Source organism: Exiguobacterium sp. J17977, from assembly GCF_018616375.1.
GTDB lineage: Bacteria > Bacillota > Bacilli > Exiguobacteriales > Exiguobacteriaceae > Exiguobacterium > Exiguobacterium mexicanum.
In genome coordinates, this window is the sequence record NZ_JAEQBB010000003.1 from 58,364 (window position 1) to 75,854 (window position 17,491).

12 protein-coding genes are annotated in these 17,491 nt (G+C 54.1%); 10 read left to right on the forward strand and 2 right to left on the reverse strand.

From position 1 onward, the window contains the following. The first annotated feature begins 108 nt into the window (after positions 1-108). A complete protein-coding gene (locus KNO58_RS06485) occupies positions 109-519 on the forward strand; it encodes a hypothetical protein (protein WP_214752370.1) in 411 nt (136 codons plus the stop codon). 29 nt (positions 520-548) lie between these two features. Here KNO58_RS06485 and KNO58_RS06490 read toward each other — a convergent pair whose 3' ends face one another. Continuing rightward, complete coding sequence (locus KNO58_RS06490) at positions 549-905, reverse strand: hypothetical protein (protein WP_214752372.1); 357 nt, start codon at positions 903-905, stop codon at positions 549-551. Positions 906-960: 55 nt separating this feature from the next. Then, on the reverse strand, positions 961-1,341 hold the full coding sequence (locus tag KNO58_RS06495; RefSeq protein ID WP_214752374.1) for a truncated hemoglobin: 381 nt from the start codon (positions 1,339-1,341) through the stop codon (positions 961-963). Between the two features lie 159 nt (positions 1,342-1,500). Between KNO58_RS06495 and addB the strand changes: the two genes are divergently transcribed. The 9 genes from addB to KNO58_RS06540 all read left to right on the forward strand — a co-directional run bounded on the left by addB (position 1,501) and on the right by KNO58_RS06540 (position 17,066). After that, a complete protein-coding gene (gene addB / locus KNO58_RS06500) occupies positions 1,501-4,941 on the forward strand; it encodes a helicase-exonuclease AddAB subunit AddB (RefSeq protein WP_214752376.1) in 3,441 nt (1,146 codons plus the stop codon). After that, complete coding sequence (gene addA, locus KNO58_RS06505; RefSeq protein ID WP_214752378.1) at positions 4,925-8,527, forward strand: helicase-exonuclease AddAB subunit AddA; 3,603 nt, start codon at positions 4,925-4,927, stop codon at positions 8,525-8,527. Before addB ends, addA begins: the two co-directional genes overlap by 17 nt. 115 nt (positions 8,528-8,642) lie before the next feature. Continuing rightward, positions 8,643-9,005, forward strand: coding sequence for a response regulator (locus KNO58_RS06510; protein ID WP_021066686.1), 363 nt, complete (start codon positions 8,643-8,645; stop codon positions 9,003-9,005). Next, complete coding sequence (locus KNO58_RS06515; protein WP_214752381.1) at positions 9,002-11,560, forward strand: HAMP domain-containing sensor histidine kinase; 2,559 nt, start codon at positions 9,002-9,004, stop codon at positions 11,558-11,560. The genes KNO58_RS06510 and KNO58_RS06515 overlap by 4 nt, the downstream gene beginning before the upstream one ends. Positions 11,561-11,698: 138 nt before the next feature. Further along, entirely contained in the window at positions 11,699-12,079 is a 381-nt protein-coding gene (locus KNO58_RS06520; protein WP_214752383.1) for a YisL family protein, read from the forward strand. Positions 12,080-12,181: 102 nt separating this feature from the next. Then, positions 12,182-13,183 (forward strand): class I SAM-dependent methyltransferase, encoded by a 1,002-nt coding sequence (locus KNO58_RS06525; RefSeq protein WP_214752386.1) that lies wholly within the window; start codon positions 12,182-12,184, stop codon positions 13,181-13,183. A 73-nt stretch (positions 13,184-13,256) separates the two neighbouring features. Next, entirely contained in the window at positions 13,257-14,783 is a 1,527-nt protein-coding gene (locus KNO58_RS06530; protein WP_214752881.1) for a phytoene desaturase family protein, read from the forward strand. After that, complete coding sequence (locus KNO58_RS06535) at positions 14,780-16,258, forward strand: phytoene desaturase family protein (RefSeq protein WP_214752388.1); 1,479 nt, start codon at positions 14,780-14,782, stop codon at positions 16,256-16,258. The genes KNO58_RS06530 and KNO58_RS06535 overlap by 4 nt, the downstream gene beginning before the upstream one ends. Further along, complete coding sequence (locus KNO58_RS06540) at positions 16,227-17,066, forward strand: phytoene/squalene synthase family protein (protein WP_214752390.1); 840 nt, start codon at positions 16,227-16,229, stop codon at positions 17,064-17,066. Before KNO58_RS06535 ends, KNO58_RS06540 begins: the two co-directional genes overlap by 32 nt. Positions 17,067-17,491 lie beyond the last annotated feature (425 nt).

The following is a 17,491-nucleotide window of genomic DNA, read 5'->3' on the forward strand; positions in this document are numbered from 1 at the left end:
GTCTTTTTTTCATGTCGGCTGTCTAGATGTCGATGGAAGGCATGTTTTTGTGAGATGCTCTATGGGTATAATAAGAGAAGGACTTCACAATATTGGAGGGAATCAACGATGAATGATTCATACACATGGTTAAATCGCCGGACGATTCGCCCGGCTTACAGTGCGACAGGGGGCCGAGCGTGGACGAGCGAACGTGTCGTCCGTCCGGATGCAGCCCGTGGGAAGACAGTTCGCGGCGTCAAACGCGTACGTCGTCCGTATACGGATGAGCACGGCAACCGCCGTTATACAACGGGGCGTGTCGTCATCACTGACGCGGCTCGCCAAGCACGCGCGCATGGACATGGAGAGTCGGCCGTTCAACTTGAGCTGTCGGTACCGACACCGTATGAGCGCGTGAAAGAAATGATTCCGACGAAGAAAGTACTCGTGCCGGTCATGGCCGGGATTGCCGTCGCTGGAGGACTCGCCGGTGCGATTTACGCGCTTCGGAAGAAGAGACAAAACAAGAACAAATAAAAAAATCGCCCCTAATTCGGGCGATTTTTTTATTTGAGACGGTCCGCAAGAATCCGTTCGAGCTGTTGCTCGCCGAGTTCGCGCATCTCTGCTTCATTCTCTTCATCGTATGCCTCGTCAGTGAAACGTCCGACGAATTCGACTTTCCCGTTGCCGAGTTCACGGAAGACGAGGTTTTTCCGGTCTTGATAGAAGACGACGCGATATTCTCGTCCGTTCTCGTGCATATAGTTGAACACACCTTTAATGTGGTCCATGTTCTTTTCTTCGGGTTGGTCTTCTTCCTCGTCGTCCTCATCCAAGGCGTCGGCGAGGACTGCCGTCGGTTCTACTTCTTCCGTTTCTTCTTCAGACGAAACGGCCTCTTTCTTTTCTTCTTCTGTCATGAAAAACGACCTCCTTTACTTACTTTCTTATCATACCCGCTTTTCGAAAGGCTGACTACTCAAAATGGTGCGAGCAGACGCGGACGACGTTCGAGGATGACATGATCAAGCGGTGGAAGAGCTGTTGTTTGATCGACTCGGGGGCATCGACCGTTTTGAGCGCTTGCTCCATACAGCCGAGCCAATGTCCGGCATGCGTCTCAGAAATCGGATGGTCCCGGTGAATAATCGCCAAGTTGCCGCCGCCGCGACGTTCCGTATATAGTTTCGGTCCCCCGAGCAACTGTGTTAAAAACTCGAATTGATGCGCTTTGACCCGATCTTTATCGTCCGGAAACAATGGCAACAACACCGGGTCGGCGTAGACGAGATCATAAAAGGCGTCTACGAGCTGCTGGACTCCACGCTCGCCGCCGAATTGTTCATATGCACTCATGTTCATTTCCCCCTCATACGTCCAGTCTAATCGATTTTCCTTGAAAATGGGAAGGATGCGAGCTGGCCAATTTTCTTACCGGGGTCTCAAAGGATTTCCCTCTACAAACGGTGCCGAATGGGTCATAATAAAGAAAAAAGGGAAGGGGTGTTCGCCTAAATGACGGTCACTTTTCACGTCGGGCGTTCCGGGAGCGGTAAAAGCGAATGGATGACGAAACATGTCATCGAAGAGCTGAAGCGTGACCCGAGCGGACCGACCATCTATATGCTCGTCCCAGACCAAATGTCGTTTGAAATGGAACGGAAGATGGCGATGACCGACGGCTTGAACGGGTCGACCCGGATTCAAGTCTTATCGATGCGCCGTCTCGCCTTTTTGATGATGCGCGACCGTGGCGTCGCGACCGAACAGTTTTTAGATCAGACCGGGACGCATTTGCTGTTGCGCCGTGTCGTCGAGATGAACGAGGAACGCTTGACCCTGTTCCGCCGGACGATGAATCAGTTCGGTTTCTATGAGGAATTGAATGCGTTGATCACGCTCCTCAAACGAGGACTCGTCGATCCGGAGCAGTTGCTCCGTTTGAGCGAACAAGACAAACACCGGTCGTTGAAACTTCAGGACTTGTCCATCCTATACGAAGGTTTCTTGACGATGACAGAGGGAAAATCGCTTCATGCCGAAGATTACTTTAACGTGCTGTTGCAACTGTTACCGGACATCGACTTGACCGGGACCCGGTTTTACGTCGATGGGTTTAATGAATTTTCCGAGCAGGAGCTGGCGGTGCTCGTCGCCTTGGCGGAGAAGGCGCCGCTCGACGTCCTGTTGACGATTGACCCGGATTCGCTCTACCGGCCCCATCCGTCGTTCGGACCGACACAGCGTACGCTCATGCGCTTCAAAGAGTTGTTATCCGAACGGGGCATCTCGTCGAGTGACATGCCTCATACGGGTGCGCCTCGTTTCCAACATCCGAGCTTGGCCTATCTCGAGGCCACATTCGGGCAAGTGACGGCAGCTCCGTACTCACGACCTGATTCGAACGTCGTATTACACGCGGCCGTCGACCGGTCGGTGGAAGTCGAGGCCGCAGTCCGTGAAGTCGTGCGGCTCGTTCGTGAGGAAGGCTTCCGATACCGCGATATCGCCTTCGTGTCCCGGTCGCTTGAAGCGTACGGCGATTTGGCGACGCAGGCGCTACAAAAAATGAACTTGCCGTTCTTCCTTGATGAGCGGCAGCCGATGCTCGATCATCCGGTCGTCGAATTATTGAAGGCGACGATTGAAGTCGCGCAGCGCGGATACCGGGAAGAGCCCGTGTTTCGGGCGCTGAAGACGGAACTGATTCTGCTAGATGCAGAACATCGGCGCACGTCAGTTGACCGGCTCGAGGCGTTCGTCATTGAACGAGGCATCAAACATTACCATTGGCACGATGCGTGGTACTTGAAACGTCGCGCCGAGGAAGAGGCGCGCTTGACCGGGGAAGAACTCGACGCAGAGACGGCGCTCAATCGCTATCGTCAAACCGTCGTCGACACGTTCGACCCGTTGTTGGATGACTTGAAGGCGGCGAAGACGATGCAGGCGTACACGCACGCCATTTACGCGTTCTTGGAGCGGGTCGGTGTGTCGTCTTGTCTTGCCCATTGGCGCGATGAGGCGCTCGAGGAGGCACGCTTGCTCGAGGCGCGCGAACATACGCAAGTATGGGACGCCGTGTTGCATTTGCTCGAACAGCTGGAGGCCGCCGCACCGGACGAGATGCTCTCGACCGAGCTGTTCCTCCAAATGATGGATACCGGGCTCGATAGCCTGCGCTATGCGCTCGTCCCGCCCTCTTTGGATCAATTGACGGTCACCGATTATGTCCGGGGCCGGTTGCTTGATAAAAAAGTCGTCTTCTTGCTCGGGGCGAACGAAGATCAAATCCCGCTCGTCTCGACCCAGTCGAAACTATTGACCGACCAAGACCTCGACTTCATGCACGAGAACGGCGTCCGGGCCGGCAAAGCGACCGAGCACTTGTTTGACGATGAGACGTACTATCTATATAAGGCGCTCACCGCACCGAGTCACCGTCTGTTCGTCAGTTACGCCCTCGTCGATCGCTCCGGGAAAGCGATTCAGCCGGCCAGCTTCATCGCGGACCTGAAGGCGCGGCTTGGCGGCGGGAAGGTCGTGACGACCCACTTCGCAGAAGCCGGGGAACATCGCCCGAGCGACCAGTTGTCGTTCATCACGAACGTGAATCAGACGGCAGCGGTGACGGCGCTCGAATTACAGCGGCTCAGTCGCCATTATCCGATTCAAGACACGTGGTTCACGGTCTATAACGAGCTGTTGAAACATCCGGAAGGCCGCGAGCGGATTCGGTTGTTGACGAGCGCGCTCTTCTATCAAAACGTGCCCAAACCGTTACCGGAAGACGTCGCCAAGTCGCTGTACACGAACTCGATTCGAGCGAGCGTCTCGCGGCTCGAGACGTTCCAAGCCTGTCCGTACCGCCACTTCGCGAGTTACGGCCTTCGTCTGAAAGAGCGCCGCTTGTATCGGTTGGAGGCGCCGGATATCGGCAACCTGTATCATCGCACCATCGAGCACATGTCGCAGACCGTGCAGATGGAAGGGAAAGAATGGCGTGATGTGAGCCGGGAGGAATGTTCGTCGCTCGCCGAGGCGGCCGTCGAGCTCGTCACACCGGAGATTCAAAACGCGATTTTGATGAGTTCGAACCGGTATGGCTATTTGAAGAAGAAATTGACCGACGTCGTCAGCAAGACGGCGGAAGTGTTAATCGAGCAGTCGAAACGAGACGGGTTCGACCCGGTCGCCTTTGAGCTCGCTTTCGGCAGCGGCAATTTCCCGCCGGTGTCGTTCACGCTCAGTAACGGGGCGACGTGCGAACTCGTCGGTCGGATTGACCGGGTCGATACGGCTTCGATTCATGACCAATTGTACGTTCGAATCGTCGATTACAAGTCGAGTAAACGAGAGATCGACTTCGCCGAGATTTATTACGGGCTCGCGATGCAGATGCTCATCTATTTGAAAGTATTGATTGAACAGGCGAACGCCTGGACGCAAGAGAACGTCGCCCCAGCGGCCGCGCTCTATTTCCACGTCCATCGCCCGCTCGTCGCTCCGGCCGAGACGGACACCGACACCGAGCGCAAGGTGCTCGAATCGTATCAGATGCAAGGATTGCTCGTCGATGACCCGGCCATTTTAGAGATGATGGACCGGACGGCGAAACTCGACCAGAAAAAATCGATCGTCATCCCGGTCAAATACAAGAAGGACGGGACGCTCGATGCGAACACGACGAAAAAAGTCGTCTCGCCACCACAACTCGAACAGTTGATGGACCATGCCATCGATTTGGCCCAATCGAGCGCCGAGGCGATGTATGACGGGGAAATCGGGGTCGAACCGTATGAGTATAAAGAACGCCGGCCATGCCAGACGTGCCCGTTCCAAAGTGTCTGTCACTTTGACGAGGCGTTGTCCAACGAGGCGCGGCAATTGAAAAAGCTAGAAAAAGATGACGTCTTGTCAAGATTAGGAGGTGACGTCGATGAAGTGGACGAATGACCAACAAGCGGCCATCGATGCCAGAGGCTCGCACGTGCTCGTCTCGGCGGCAGCCGGTTCCGGTAAGACGGCCGTCCTCGTGGAACGGCTCGCGAGCCGTCTCTTGGATGAGACGGACGAACTGACAGCCGACCGCATGCTCGTGGTTACATTCACGAATGCGGCCGCGGCCGAGATGAAGCGGCGAATCGCCAAGGCGCTCGATCAAGCACTCCGTGACGACCCGGAGAACGCGTACATCCGCAAACAGCGCCAAATGCTCAACCGAGCGCTCATTACGACGATTCACTCGTTTTGTCTCGAGGTGATTCGAGAGAATTACTATTTGCTCGACCTCGACCCGGCGTTCAAAATCGCGGAAGAACGGGATTTGGTGCTCTTGCAGGACGATGTGCTCGAAGACGTGCTCGAAGACGCCTACGGCGAACAGGACCATGCCTTCTTCGCCTTGATTGACGCCTACACATCCGACCGCGGTGACAGTGAGATCGAAGAGTTGATTCTCGGACTCTATCACTACGCGCGCACACTGCCGGACCCGGAAGCGTATTTGGACGAACTCGTCTCGTTGTATCAATTTGACGGAGACCCGGACGATGAACAACTGCTGATCGAATTCGGTCACCTACTCTGGGTAGACATCGAGAAAGCGTTGCGGCAACTCCGGCGCGTCGCCATCGAGCTTCGGCTCGCCGGGTATGAAGCGCAATCTGAGAACGTGCAACAGGCGATTTTGCCGTTCGCGAACCTTGATCCTGACTCGTTCAAGTGGAGCGAACTCGAGACGGCGGCCCGTGCCGTCAAATTCGGGACGATGAAATCGGTCCAGAAGAAAGACGAGCACCACGTCTATCACACGGTGTTGAAACCGGCCTATGACCAGGCGAAGAAGAAGTTGAGCGAGGCGATTGCCCAGGCCGGCACGAGCGGAGCGGACTATTTAGATGTGTTGATGACGCAACGGCCGCTCGTCGAGACGCTCGTCAAGACCGTCCGGACGTTCGGTGCCGCCTATGAGCAGGCGAAGCGGGACCGTGCCTTCGTCGACTTCAGTGACCTTGAACATTATGCGCTCGCGATTCTGCGGGACGGGGACGGACCGTCCTCGGTCGCATCGCTCTATAAACAGCGTTTCGCCGAAGTGTTGATTGATGAGTATCAAGATACGAACGAGATTCAAGAGACGATTATCGGGCTCGTCAGCCACGAAGCCGAACACGTCGGCAACTTGTTCATGGTCGGCGATATCAAGCAATCGATTTATCGGTTCCGCCATGCCGAGCCGCGTCTGTTCATCGAGAAGGCGACCCGTTTCAGACAAGGTGGTTCGGGGCAACGCATCGACCTGTCCCAAAACTTCAGAAGCCGGGCCGAAGTGCTCCATGGTATCAACGACTTGTTCGTCCGGTTGATGGACGAGGAAGTGAGTGAGATTGAGTACGATGAGGCGGCCCGACTCGTGCCGGGACGGGCGTATGAGGAACTCGAGGCGAGACCGGAATTGATTCTCGTCAATGGTGAGAGCCGTGACCTCTCGAAACAAGAGCTAGAGGGCCGCGCCATCGCGACCCGGATTTTAGAGCTCGTCTCTGGTGAGGAGCCGTTCAAGGTGACCGATGAGGCGACCGGGTTGCTGCGGTCGTGTGAATATCGCGATATCGTCATCTTGGTCCGCTCGAAAAAAGAGCGCGTCGAACAGCTGATGGATATTTTGACGCAATATAACATCCCGGCCTATACCGATTCAGACGGCGGTTATTTTCAGGCGACGGAGATTCGCATGATGCTCGCCGTGTTGAAACTGATTGACAACCCGCTCCAAGACATCCCGCTCGCGGGGGCGCTCCGCTCGCCGATGTTCGGTTTCAGTGATCAGGAATTGGCCAAGATTCGCCTTGAATCGGAGGACTCGTTCTTCGAGGCGCTCAAGGCGAAAGCGGACGATGAGGATGACCTCGGTCTGAAATGCGGGGATGTGCTCGATGCCTTGTCGGCGTGGCGTACGTTCGCCCGGAACCATAGTTTGTCGGAACTGATTCAACAAGTGTTCAACGACACCGGCTTCTACGATTTCGCCGGCGGCTTGCCAGGTGGGAAAGGGCGCCAAGAAAATTTGAAGGCGCTCTATGACCGGGCCTTGTCCTATGAACGGAGCGGATACCGCGGTTTGTATCGCTTCCTCCGGGTGATGGACCGGCTGCAAGATAACGGTGAGGATTTGTCTGAGGCCCGTTCGCTCGGCGAAGAAGAGAACGTCGTCCGCATCATGACGGTCCACAAGTCAAAAGGACTCGAATTCCCGGTCACGATCGTCGCCCAGCTCGGAAAACAGTTCAATAAACGTGACCAAATGCAGCGTGTCATCTTCCATAAGCAGTATGGCATCTCGCTCGACGCCATCGATGTCGTCACGCGTACGAAAACGGAAACGTTCGTCAAAGAGATGATTCGCCGTGATCTCGATGCCACGATGAAAGCCGAAGAGATGCGCGTCCTGTATGTCGCCCTCACCCGGGCCAAAGAGAAATTGATTTTGGTCGGGACGATTAAAGAACCGGGCAAACAGATTCAGCAGTGGCTGCACGTCGAGCAGACCGGGACGACGTTATCGGCCGATGCGCGTCGTGACGCGAAGACGTATCTCGATTGGATTGCACCGGCGCTCCTGAAACTTGAAGGGGCAGCCTCGTTCTTAGAACAACAAGGCTTACCGGTCGTCGCGCCGCAACAGGAAGCGACACCATGGACGTACCGTATCATCGGTGAGGGCGATTTGGCGGAAGTCGCCACGCTCCAAGAGATGATGGCCCAGCTCCATCACGTTAAACAGTTCGAGGCGATCGATTTCCCGGTCAAAGACGAAGCGAAAGTCAGCGACTTCGTCCACAAAGCGTTCGCCTACGCCTATTCGGCGCATGCTGCGACGGAAACGGCGGCCAAACAAACGGTGACCGAGTTGAAACGGGCGCTCCAGCTCGAACAGGCGGCGTTTGAAGAGACGTACCGGGCGACGGACACGCCGTATCGGGAACCGAAATGGAAGCAATCCCAGCAGACGGGGGCCGAACGGGGGACGACGTTACATCTCGTCTTCCAATTGATTGACCCGTCCGCGCCGCTCGACGTCCAAATCGACCGCTGGGAAGCGGAAAGCATGCTCAGTCCGGTCGAGGCGGAGACGGCCCGGCTCGCGATTCCTGAAATCGAGGCGTTCTTTGCCTCGGATACCGGGCGCGCGTTGACGGCAGCGCTTCAAAACGGGACCGGTTGGCGGGAGCTGCCGTTCACGTATACCGTGCCGGCCGCACGGGTCAATCCGACAGGGACGTTCACCGACGAGCACGTGCTGATTCAAGGGATTATCGATTGTCTGTTTTATGACGGCGAGACGTATGTGCTCCTCGACTATAAATCGGACTCCGTACTCTTCTCGAGCGATTCCCGTGACGCGGCCAAACAACTGTTGCGTGACCGCTATCACGTCCAACTCTCGCTCTATCGTGAGGCAATTGAGGCGATTTGGGGAATCACGGTCGGGCAGATGCTCATTTATTCTCTCGAATTGCAGGAAATTGTTGTATTATAATGTAGACGTTGTGAAGAAAAAGGGGTACGGTTATACACCGTACACCCTTATTTTTTGTGATTACGAACTGAATCCGTTAAAATAATGGAATGGGATAAAAAATGGAGGAATCGTCATGGTAAAAATTTTACTAGCAGAAGATGAAGAAGTATTACGTATGCTTGTTTTAGATACATTAGAAGATGAAGGATATGACATTGATGAAGCGCCAGACGGCCTTGAAGCTTACCGGCTAATCGAACAGAACGAGTATGACCTCGTGATTGTCGACCATATGATGCCAGGCATGACCGGTCTCGAGGTCATTGAGAAAGTACGCAAACTGCCAGGACGTCAACATACAAAAGTGATGATGCTCACGGCGAAGAGCCAACAATCTGATCGTGATTGCGCGAATGAGATTGGAGTCGACTACTTTATTTCGAAGCCGTTCAGTCCCCTTGAACTGGTGAAGATTATAGGAGGCATCGTGAATTGAACAGATGGTTTAAACAAAAACTCGGACGTGATCTCATGGTCGTCCTTTACTCTTTCCTTGCACTCGCGCTCGTCGGCTCGATTTTCATGTATGTATACATGGAAGAGCGTGTCGCCGCGAACGAACAACGGCTACAAGACGTGGATCAACGCATCGAACGCTTGAACGCGTTGTGGGATGACTGGCAAGGGGTCCAGTATGAGGCCCGAGGGTATCTCGTCTTCGGTGATACCGAGTCGCTCGATCGCGCCAAAGCGAAAGAGAACGAGTTCCAACAAGAAATCAACTGGTTCAAGAGTGTCGTGCAGACGAAACAAGGCGAGATTTTCGCGGAAGATTTACAAGAGTTCCATGACTTCTATTTCGGTGTCATCCTCCCGGTGACAACAGAATACGGTCAACTGCGGGCCGACGGAGAAATCACCGAGACGACCATCAATCCGGAAACGGTGTTAGCATTACCGACCGCCCAACGTTTGATTGAGCAGGGCGTCGTGCCGTACAGTCCAGAACGCGGGATTGACACGCTCGGACCGATTCAACAGATTGAGACGGCGTTATCGGATTACAAAGATTTGATGGATAGCGAGAAACAAAAAGTGTACGACGCTTGGAAATTGAATAATAATATTCTTCAATTCTTGTGGATTGCGAGCATTCTATCGTTCGCGGCCTTGATTTTACTGTTCATCCAGCCGTTCTTGCGTCGTCAAACACGCTTGATTTCACGTCTCTCCATCGCTTCGGACCGTCTGCTCAAGGGCGAGATCGTCGATTTGAGCGATCAGATGGGACGCGAAGATGAGATTGGGACGATGTCACGGTCGTTCCATAAGATGGCCGAGACGCTTCGTGACAACGAACGTCACTTGATTGAGAAAAACCACGAGTTACAGGCGCAACAAGAAGAATTGATTGCGCAACAAGAGGAGCTTCAAGCCCAGCAGCAAGAGCTCGAGGAAATCTTGGAGCAGACGCAACAGAACGAGCAACACCTGGCATACCGCAACGAATTGACCGAGACGCTCGCGGCTCGGGATTCGCTGACGGCCTATCCAGAGATTATCGAGAAGCTCGTCGCCATCACCGACTCTGAGGTCGGGGCACTCGTCTTCCTCGACGCGACAGGCTCATTCTCGATTACGAGCCACGGCTTGAACGAGACGCTCACGCGTCAGTTGCTCGACAGCGAGAATTCGGTGTTGACCCGGGCGATGACGCTACGGACGACCGTCCATTCATCGAAACAAGTCGCAAGCGACCATCCGCTCCCGTACCCATACTATATGTATGAGACGGCTGTGCCGGTCCATGACCCGACGGATGACGCGATTATCGCGTTCATCTATCTCGTCCGGTATAAGGACCGCTTCACGCAGACGCAGATGGGTGACATCATGTCGTTCGCGCGTCAATTGTCGCTCTCGCTTCTCCGGATGCGTCTATTCGAAGAGATGACCCGTGAAAAAGGGAAGACGGAACGCATTCTCGACTCGATTCGCGAGGCGGTCATCTATGTCGAGCACTCGACGGATGACGTCTTCGTCAACCGTCCGCTCTATGAGATGTTCCCCGAACTCGATGACATCACATCGAACGAGCTTGCCGAATTATCATGGAACGAATGGCGCGAGACGATTGCGACGACGGTCGACCAAAATGACGATTTCTTGAAGTACACGGATCAGCTCTTTACCGATGACTTCCCGCACGACAGCGTCAGCTTCTCGATTCGTAAAGGTGAGATGAACCTGCAGATGTATGCGGAGCGCATCGTCGTCGGCGGCATCTCGAAAGGGACGTTGCTCGTCTTCCGTGACATCACGAGCGAGACCGAGGCAGAACGCTTGAAGAGCGAGTTCATTTCGACCATCTCTCATGAATTGCGGACGCCGCTCTCGTCGATTTACGGGTTCACTGAACTCATGGTCAAAAAGCAGTTGCCGAACGAGAAACAAGCGAAATACTTGGAGACGATTCATGCCGAGACGGAGCGTTTGACACATCTCGTCAACGACTTCCTCGACGTACAACGAATGGAAGCCGGAAGTCAAATGTATGACCGCGAACAGCTCGATGTTGAGCCGGTCATTCGCGACATGATGACGTTCTATGAGGCGTCGTCGTTGAAACACCAATTCGAGCTCGTCACGGCCGATGATCGCCCGTACGAACTGTTCGCTGACTGTCAAAAGTTCAAACAGTTGATGAGTAACTTGCTCTCGAACGCTGTGAAATATTCACCGCATGGCGGAAAAATCACGGTTGAATTGGCTCATCATGACCAATCGATTTCGATTAAAGTGAAAGACCAAGGAATCGGGATTCCGAGCGATGCGCTCGACCGACTCTTCGACAAATTTTATCGCGTCGACAATTCGGACAGCCGTGAAATCGGCGGTACCGGACTCGGCCTCCCAATCTGTCAAGAAATCGTCCGCGGTCACGCCGGTCAGATTCATGTCGAGTCAGTGCAACACCAAGGCTCGACGTTCACCGTCGTCATTCCGAGTTACGAATATGCGGTCCGGGAACAAGAATCAACGACAGCTTAATCACGTCAGCAACGCCAAGGCGCCCGTCAACGGGGCGCCTTTTTGGTGCCGATAAAGATTTTTCAATTACCCGATTGACCGTAAAGCGAGCGACTCGTGTACAATAGAGATTGTACATAATGGAAAGGGGGACTTTGAATGCCATTGACTGCATTCCTACACACGCACGTCACGAGCTGGATTCTACTACTCGTCTTGTTCGCTGTCGCCTACGTCGGCTATAAGAACGCGAACAAGAGCGGGAAGATTGCCCACATGGTGTTTCGACTCATGTTGCTCGTCGCGTTCGGCACAGGACTTTATTTGTATTTACAATTGAACGGTGGCGGCATGTTCTACCACGTGAAAATCACGGTTGGACTGCTCACGCTCATCTTCGGTGAGATGACGCTCATCCGTATGAAGAAGAAAAAACCAGCGAGCGCGATGTTCGGCGGTTTTGTCGTACTTGCACTTGTGACAATCTTCATCGGTTATGCGTTGCCATACGGACAGTCGTTCTTCAGCAACTTTATTTAAGGTTGATTCCCATTCCGCACATCGGAGTGGGATTTTTTTGTTTGTCCGTAAATTATTAGGGGAAAATAAAAAAATCAGTGATAACGACGATGAGGTGAAACAATGGAACAACAAATGAATGAATGGTCACGCGTCTTGCACGCACGAAGATGGATGAAACAAACGGAATCATTCCTGCCGCTTTGGCACGGATATATCGGCTATAAATATGGATTGTTCGACGCGCTCCAAGGCGGGGCCAGTTTTGCGGAGATGACGCTTCGTTTGAAGCAACCGTTGACGAAGCTCGCGTTAGAGCGTTGGCTTGAAGTGGGGGTTGCCGTTCGTCATTTGAAGAAGCGAGGGTGGCGCTACTTCCCGACGCGTAGTTTGAAATATCAATTGTCGCATGAGGACGAGCGCAGCATCGGTTTCATGCTCCAAGAGATGATGGAGCTGCACATCCCTGCGCTCATCGCTTACCCTGACTTTTTAGAGTCGGGCAAACAGAAGACGTTTGATGGGGCGACGCATGGACAAGTCGTCGCTCAGACGTCGACGCTCGTCGAGACAGTCGCTTTCCCGGTCGTGCAACAACTGTTGCGGCAAGCCGATGTGAAGACGATGCTCGATATCGGATGCGGACACGGTGGTTATTTACGAAAACTGCACGGCCTCGAACCGGAATGGAAGTTGACCGGAATCGACCTTGAAGAAGATGTCATCGCCGAAGCCCGGGAGCAGGACGAGTCGGGCGACATTCGTTACGAAGTCGCCGATTTCATGGAATGGGATCATGATGATCGGTTTGATGCCGTCATGATGAACAACATGCTCTATTATTTCTCGCCCGAAAAACGAGTCGAATTGCTCGAGCGGATGCTCGAGAACCTCGAGGCGTCGGGTGTCGCCGTCCTCGTCACGCCGCTCGCCGAGACACCACTCGGTTCTCGGTTTGCGTCAGCTTTCAATGCGTTCATGACCCTCCACGACAACTTGCACCCGTTACCGACGATTCGAGAGTTGCGCCGTCAAATGCAACAAGTCGGCTTTGAAAATATTCGCTTTATCCCATTTATCCCGGAAGGATCATGGTATATCGTCATTGCCGAGCGCGGCAATTGACACATGGCGGACACACGACGAGCCGATTCAAATTTGAACTTGTCTCCAGTCATTTCTATAATGAGATAGAAGCATAAGAGACTATTCACATAGGGAGTTGTTCAACGTGTCGGAAAAAAGAGTCGCCGTGATCGGTGCCGGACCAGGAGGACTTGCGGCTGCGATGCTGCTCGCAAGCCGTGGTGTGAAGGTAACAGTGTTTGAGAAGCAGGCGTTCGTCGGTGGACGGACGTCTCGTCTTCAAGTCGGAGAATTCGCGTTTGATCGTGGCCCGACTTTTTTAAATATGCCGTATATTTTAGAAGAGATGTTCGAAGAGACGGGTCGCGATTTACACGACTACGTCGAGATGAAACGACTTGAACCGATGTACGACCTTTATTTCGATCGTGGGAACCGGGTGCTGTCAATGACGACCGATCGCGATCAAATGCATCGGGCGATTGAGGAGCAGTTCCCAGGGAACGGGGAAGGTTATGAGCGTTTCATGGCCGAACAAGCCATCAAGCTGTCGAAGTTGATGCCAGTCCTGCAGACGGCGCACGACAAGCTGACGGACTACGTGGCCACGCGCGTCTTGAAGGCGCTGCCGTTCTTGTCGATCGGGAAATCGTTGTATGACGTGCTATCGGAATACTTCACGAGCGAGGAGCTGAAGTACGCCTTCACGTTCCAAGCCAAATATTTAGGGATGTCGGCTTGGGATTGTCCCGGCGGCTTTTCAATCTTGTCGTATATGGAACATGCCTACGGCGTCCATCATCCGATTGGCGGCGTAAACCAACTCTGTACGGCGATGGCGCGCGTCATCGAAGAAGAGGGCGGCGAGATTCGTCTCGGAGAAGGCGTGGACCGTCTCTTGCTCGATGGGAAGCGTGTCAACGGTCTCGTGGCGAACAACGTGCATTACGCGTTCGATGAAGTGATCATCGGGGCCGATTTTGCCCATGCGATGACGACACTCGTCCCGAGCGACGCACTCACACGTTGGAGTCCGAAGCAACTGAAGAAGAAGCGCTACTCGTGCTCGACGTTCATGCTCTATCTCGGGCTCGATCGCGTCTATGACGACGTCGCTCACCACTCGATTCATTTCGCCGACGACTACGAGCGAAACGTGAAAGAGATGACGCAGGACTTGAAGCTGAGTGAAGACTTCTCCTTTTACGTGCAGAACGCGTCAAACCTTGATCCGACGCTGGCGCCGGCCGGTAAGTCGTCACTCTACGTCCTCGTACCGGTTCCGAACAATCTGTCGAACTTGCCTTGGGAGAGGCTAGAGGCGACGATGACGGAACGCGTCCTCGATGCGCTTGAGACCCGTTCGCCTTATCGCGACATTCGTCAGCATATCGAGGTCATGCAGCCGCTCACGCCAAACGACTGGGAAGCGTTCGGTGTGTATGAAGGGGCCACGTTCAACCTCGGACACAACTTATCGCAGATGATGTATTTTCGTCCGCATAACCAGTTCGAGGAACTTGATCACGTCTGGCTCGTCGGCGGGGGTACCCATCCAGGCAGCGGGCTACCGACGATTTTTGAATCGGCGCGAATCACCGCGAACTTATTGCGTGACCGGGCAGGTGTCGGCCAATGAACATCAGCTTCGTCGGTGCCGGAATCGGGTCGCTCTACGCGGCCATGCTCCTGACCCATAAATATCCGTCGTTACACGTGACCATCTATGAGAAAGAATCCCGTGTCGGGGGACGCCTCAATTACGTCGAGTTCGACAACGGCGCCCGCGTCGATGAAGGGCCGACGATTGTCCTATTACCCGGGAAACTGAAAAGTCAGCTGCAAGAAGCCGGGTTCCCGGAACGCGAGCTCGAGCTGCTCGAAGTCGACCCGCTCTATCGCCTCCGCTATGAAGATGGGACGATGTTTTATAAGTATCGCGATATCGAGCGCCAGGCGGCCGAAATCGACCGTCTTTTCAACGAGGGTGCCGGTTTCAAAAAATATATGGCACAAAAACGAGAAGAATATCGCCTCGGCTTCGATGCGTTCTTGGACCGGGGCTATAAGAGCAAGACGGACTTGTTCGAGCCGAAGCTATTGATGCTCCTCATGCGCTTGAAGGCGTATGAGACGGCCCATGAGAACATGAAACGTTTCTTTAAAGACGAGCGTCTACGCGTCGCCTATAGTCTGCAGACGCTTTATATCGGCGGAAACCCGTATGACACGCCGTCCCTCTACGGCTTGATTCCGTATCGCGAGCAAGAAGAAGGGATTTGGTACGTCAAAGGAGGATATTTCTCGCTGGCGACGAAATTAGAACAAGAGTTGAAACGCCGCGGCGTCACGTTCCAGCTGAACGCGAACGTCGAACGCATCTGTGTCGACGAAGGTCGTGCCAATGCGGTCGTCGTCGACGGTGTCGTCCAACCGTATGATGCGGTCGTCGTCAACGGCGACTTCCCGCTCATGGAACGATTGATTGATGGTGTCAAGCCGAAATCGTATGAACCGTCGAGCGGGACGCTCTTGTTGTACTTCACTGTGAACGGTGACATCGATTTGCCGGTCCATCAGTTTGATTTACCGAATGATTTTGCCGGGTCGATGCGGACCATCTTTGAAGATGGTAAACTGAGCAAGTACCCAGCGATGTATACGTTCAATCCGTCCATCATTGATGACTCGCTCGCACCGGAGGGGACGAGCGTGCTGTACGTGCTCGTGCCGGTGCCGCGTAAACTCGAACGGGAAGACTTTGAAGCGAGCGGTGCCATCGAGCATTTAATCGGCCGCATCGAACGGATGGTGCCCGATTTCAGAAATCGTATCATCGAGATGAAAGTCCGGACGCCGATGGACGCGGAACGATTCGGTTTGTTCGAGGGCGGAAGCTTCGGCATCGCCCCGAAATTGGCCCAGTCGGCCGCGTTCAAACCGCAGGCCCGTCCGTATGCCCATATCGACCGTCTCTATGCGGTCGGGGCATCGGTCCATCCGTGCGGCGGGGTGCCCATCGTCATGATCGGCTCGCAACTGTTAGTGAAAAGAATGGAAGAAGAAATGGGGGCATTGTACCATGACGACACAAGAAGCGTATCGTCAATGTGAAGACGTAATGAAAAAAGGCTCGCTCACGTTCTATCGAGCCTTTTCCCTGCTCTCTAAACCTGACCGTCAAGCCGTGGCAGCGGTCTATACATTTTGTCGGACGCTCGATGACGCGGTCGATGAATCCGACCGTCCCGAGGAAAGTTTGACGCAATTTTTGGCCGAGTTCGACCGCTTCTTGGCGGGCGAACGATTGCCGGATGCGCTCTGGGTGGCGCTCGAGGACGTCTGGAAGCGGTACGACATGGACGTCGAACCGTTCTTCGAGTTGGCCGAAGGCATGAAATGGGACTTACATAAGACGCGCTATGCGACGCTCGAGGAGACGGAGCGGTACAGCTATTATGCGGCCAGCACGGTCGGCTTGATGCTGTTGCCGATTCTCGTACCGGACGCCGATGCGGCCGGCCGCCAGCAATTGAAGCAAGGCGCCATCGATTTAGGGATTGCCATGCAGTTGACGAACATCTTGCGCGACGTCGGGGAAGACCTCGATCGGGACCGGATTTATGTGCCCCAGTCGTTGCTCACCGAGTTTAATGTCGCGGAAGCCGATTTGTTCGCGCGGCAAGTGACCCCGGCCTTCATCGACGTCTGGGAGACGATGGCCCGTCGTGCGGAAGCGTTATATAGCAGCGCCCGGGACTCGCATCATTTGTATCCCGTGACGAGCCGGAAGCCGGTCGCGGCGGCGGCGCTCCTCTACGAAGGCATTTTAGACGCCGCCCGGCAGAACGGGCATGACGTCTTCACGAAGCGAGCGTACGTCTCGACGATTCAAAAAGGCAAGCTGTTGGCCAGATTATAAGCAAAGGCAGTCGTCTCGAGACGGCTGCCTTTTTTGTGCATAAAAAAACCACTTTTGGCGGGGGACCAAAAGTGGTGTAAGCGTTATGTGATTCGTTCATCGGGGAAACGAACGAATCGGACGTGATGAACCCTAAAGATGTGCCTCGTCTCATGGGGAATGAGACAATGGGGCATCTTCGCTGAAGCAGGATGCTTGATGGACTAAGGGGGAACATCAGATGCATGCTGTTCCAGCTGCGGGATACGAGTGGGGAAACTCGCTCATCACTTTTTTCTCGGGTGTGACAAGTTCAAAACGCGATAGGCTCGGGGAAGCCATTCGATCGCTACAGGTGTAACCGATGTTACGAAACTGCTTGAACTCGATTACGATATTATCATGTATATCCCGTGTCGACAAGTGTCGAATACTCTGTTCACAAA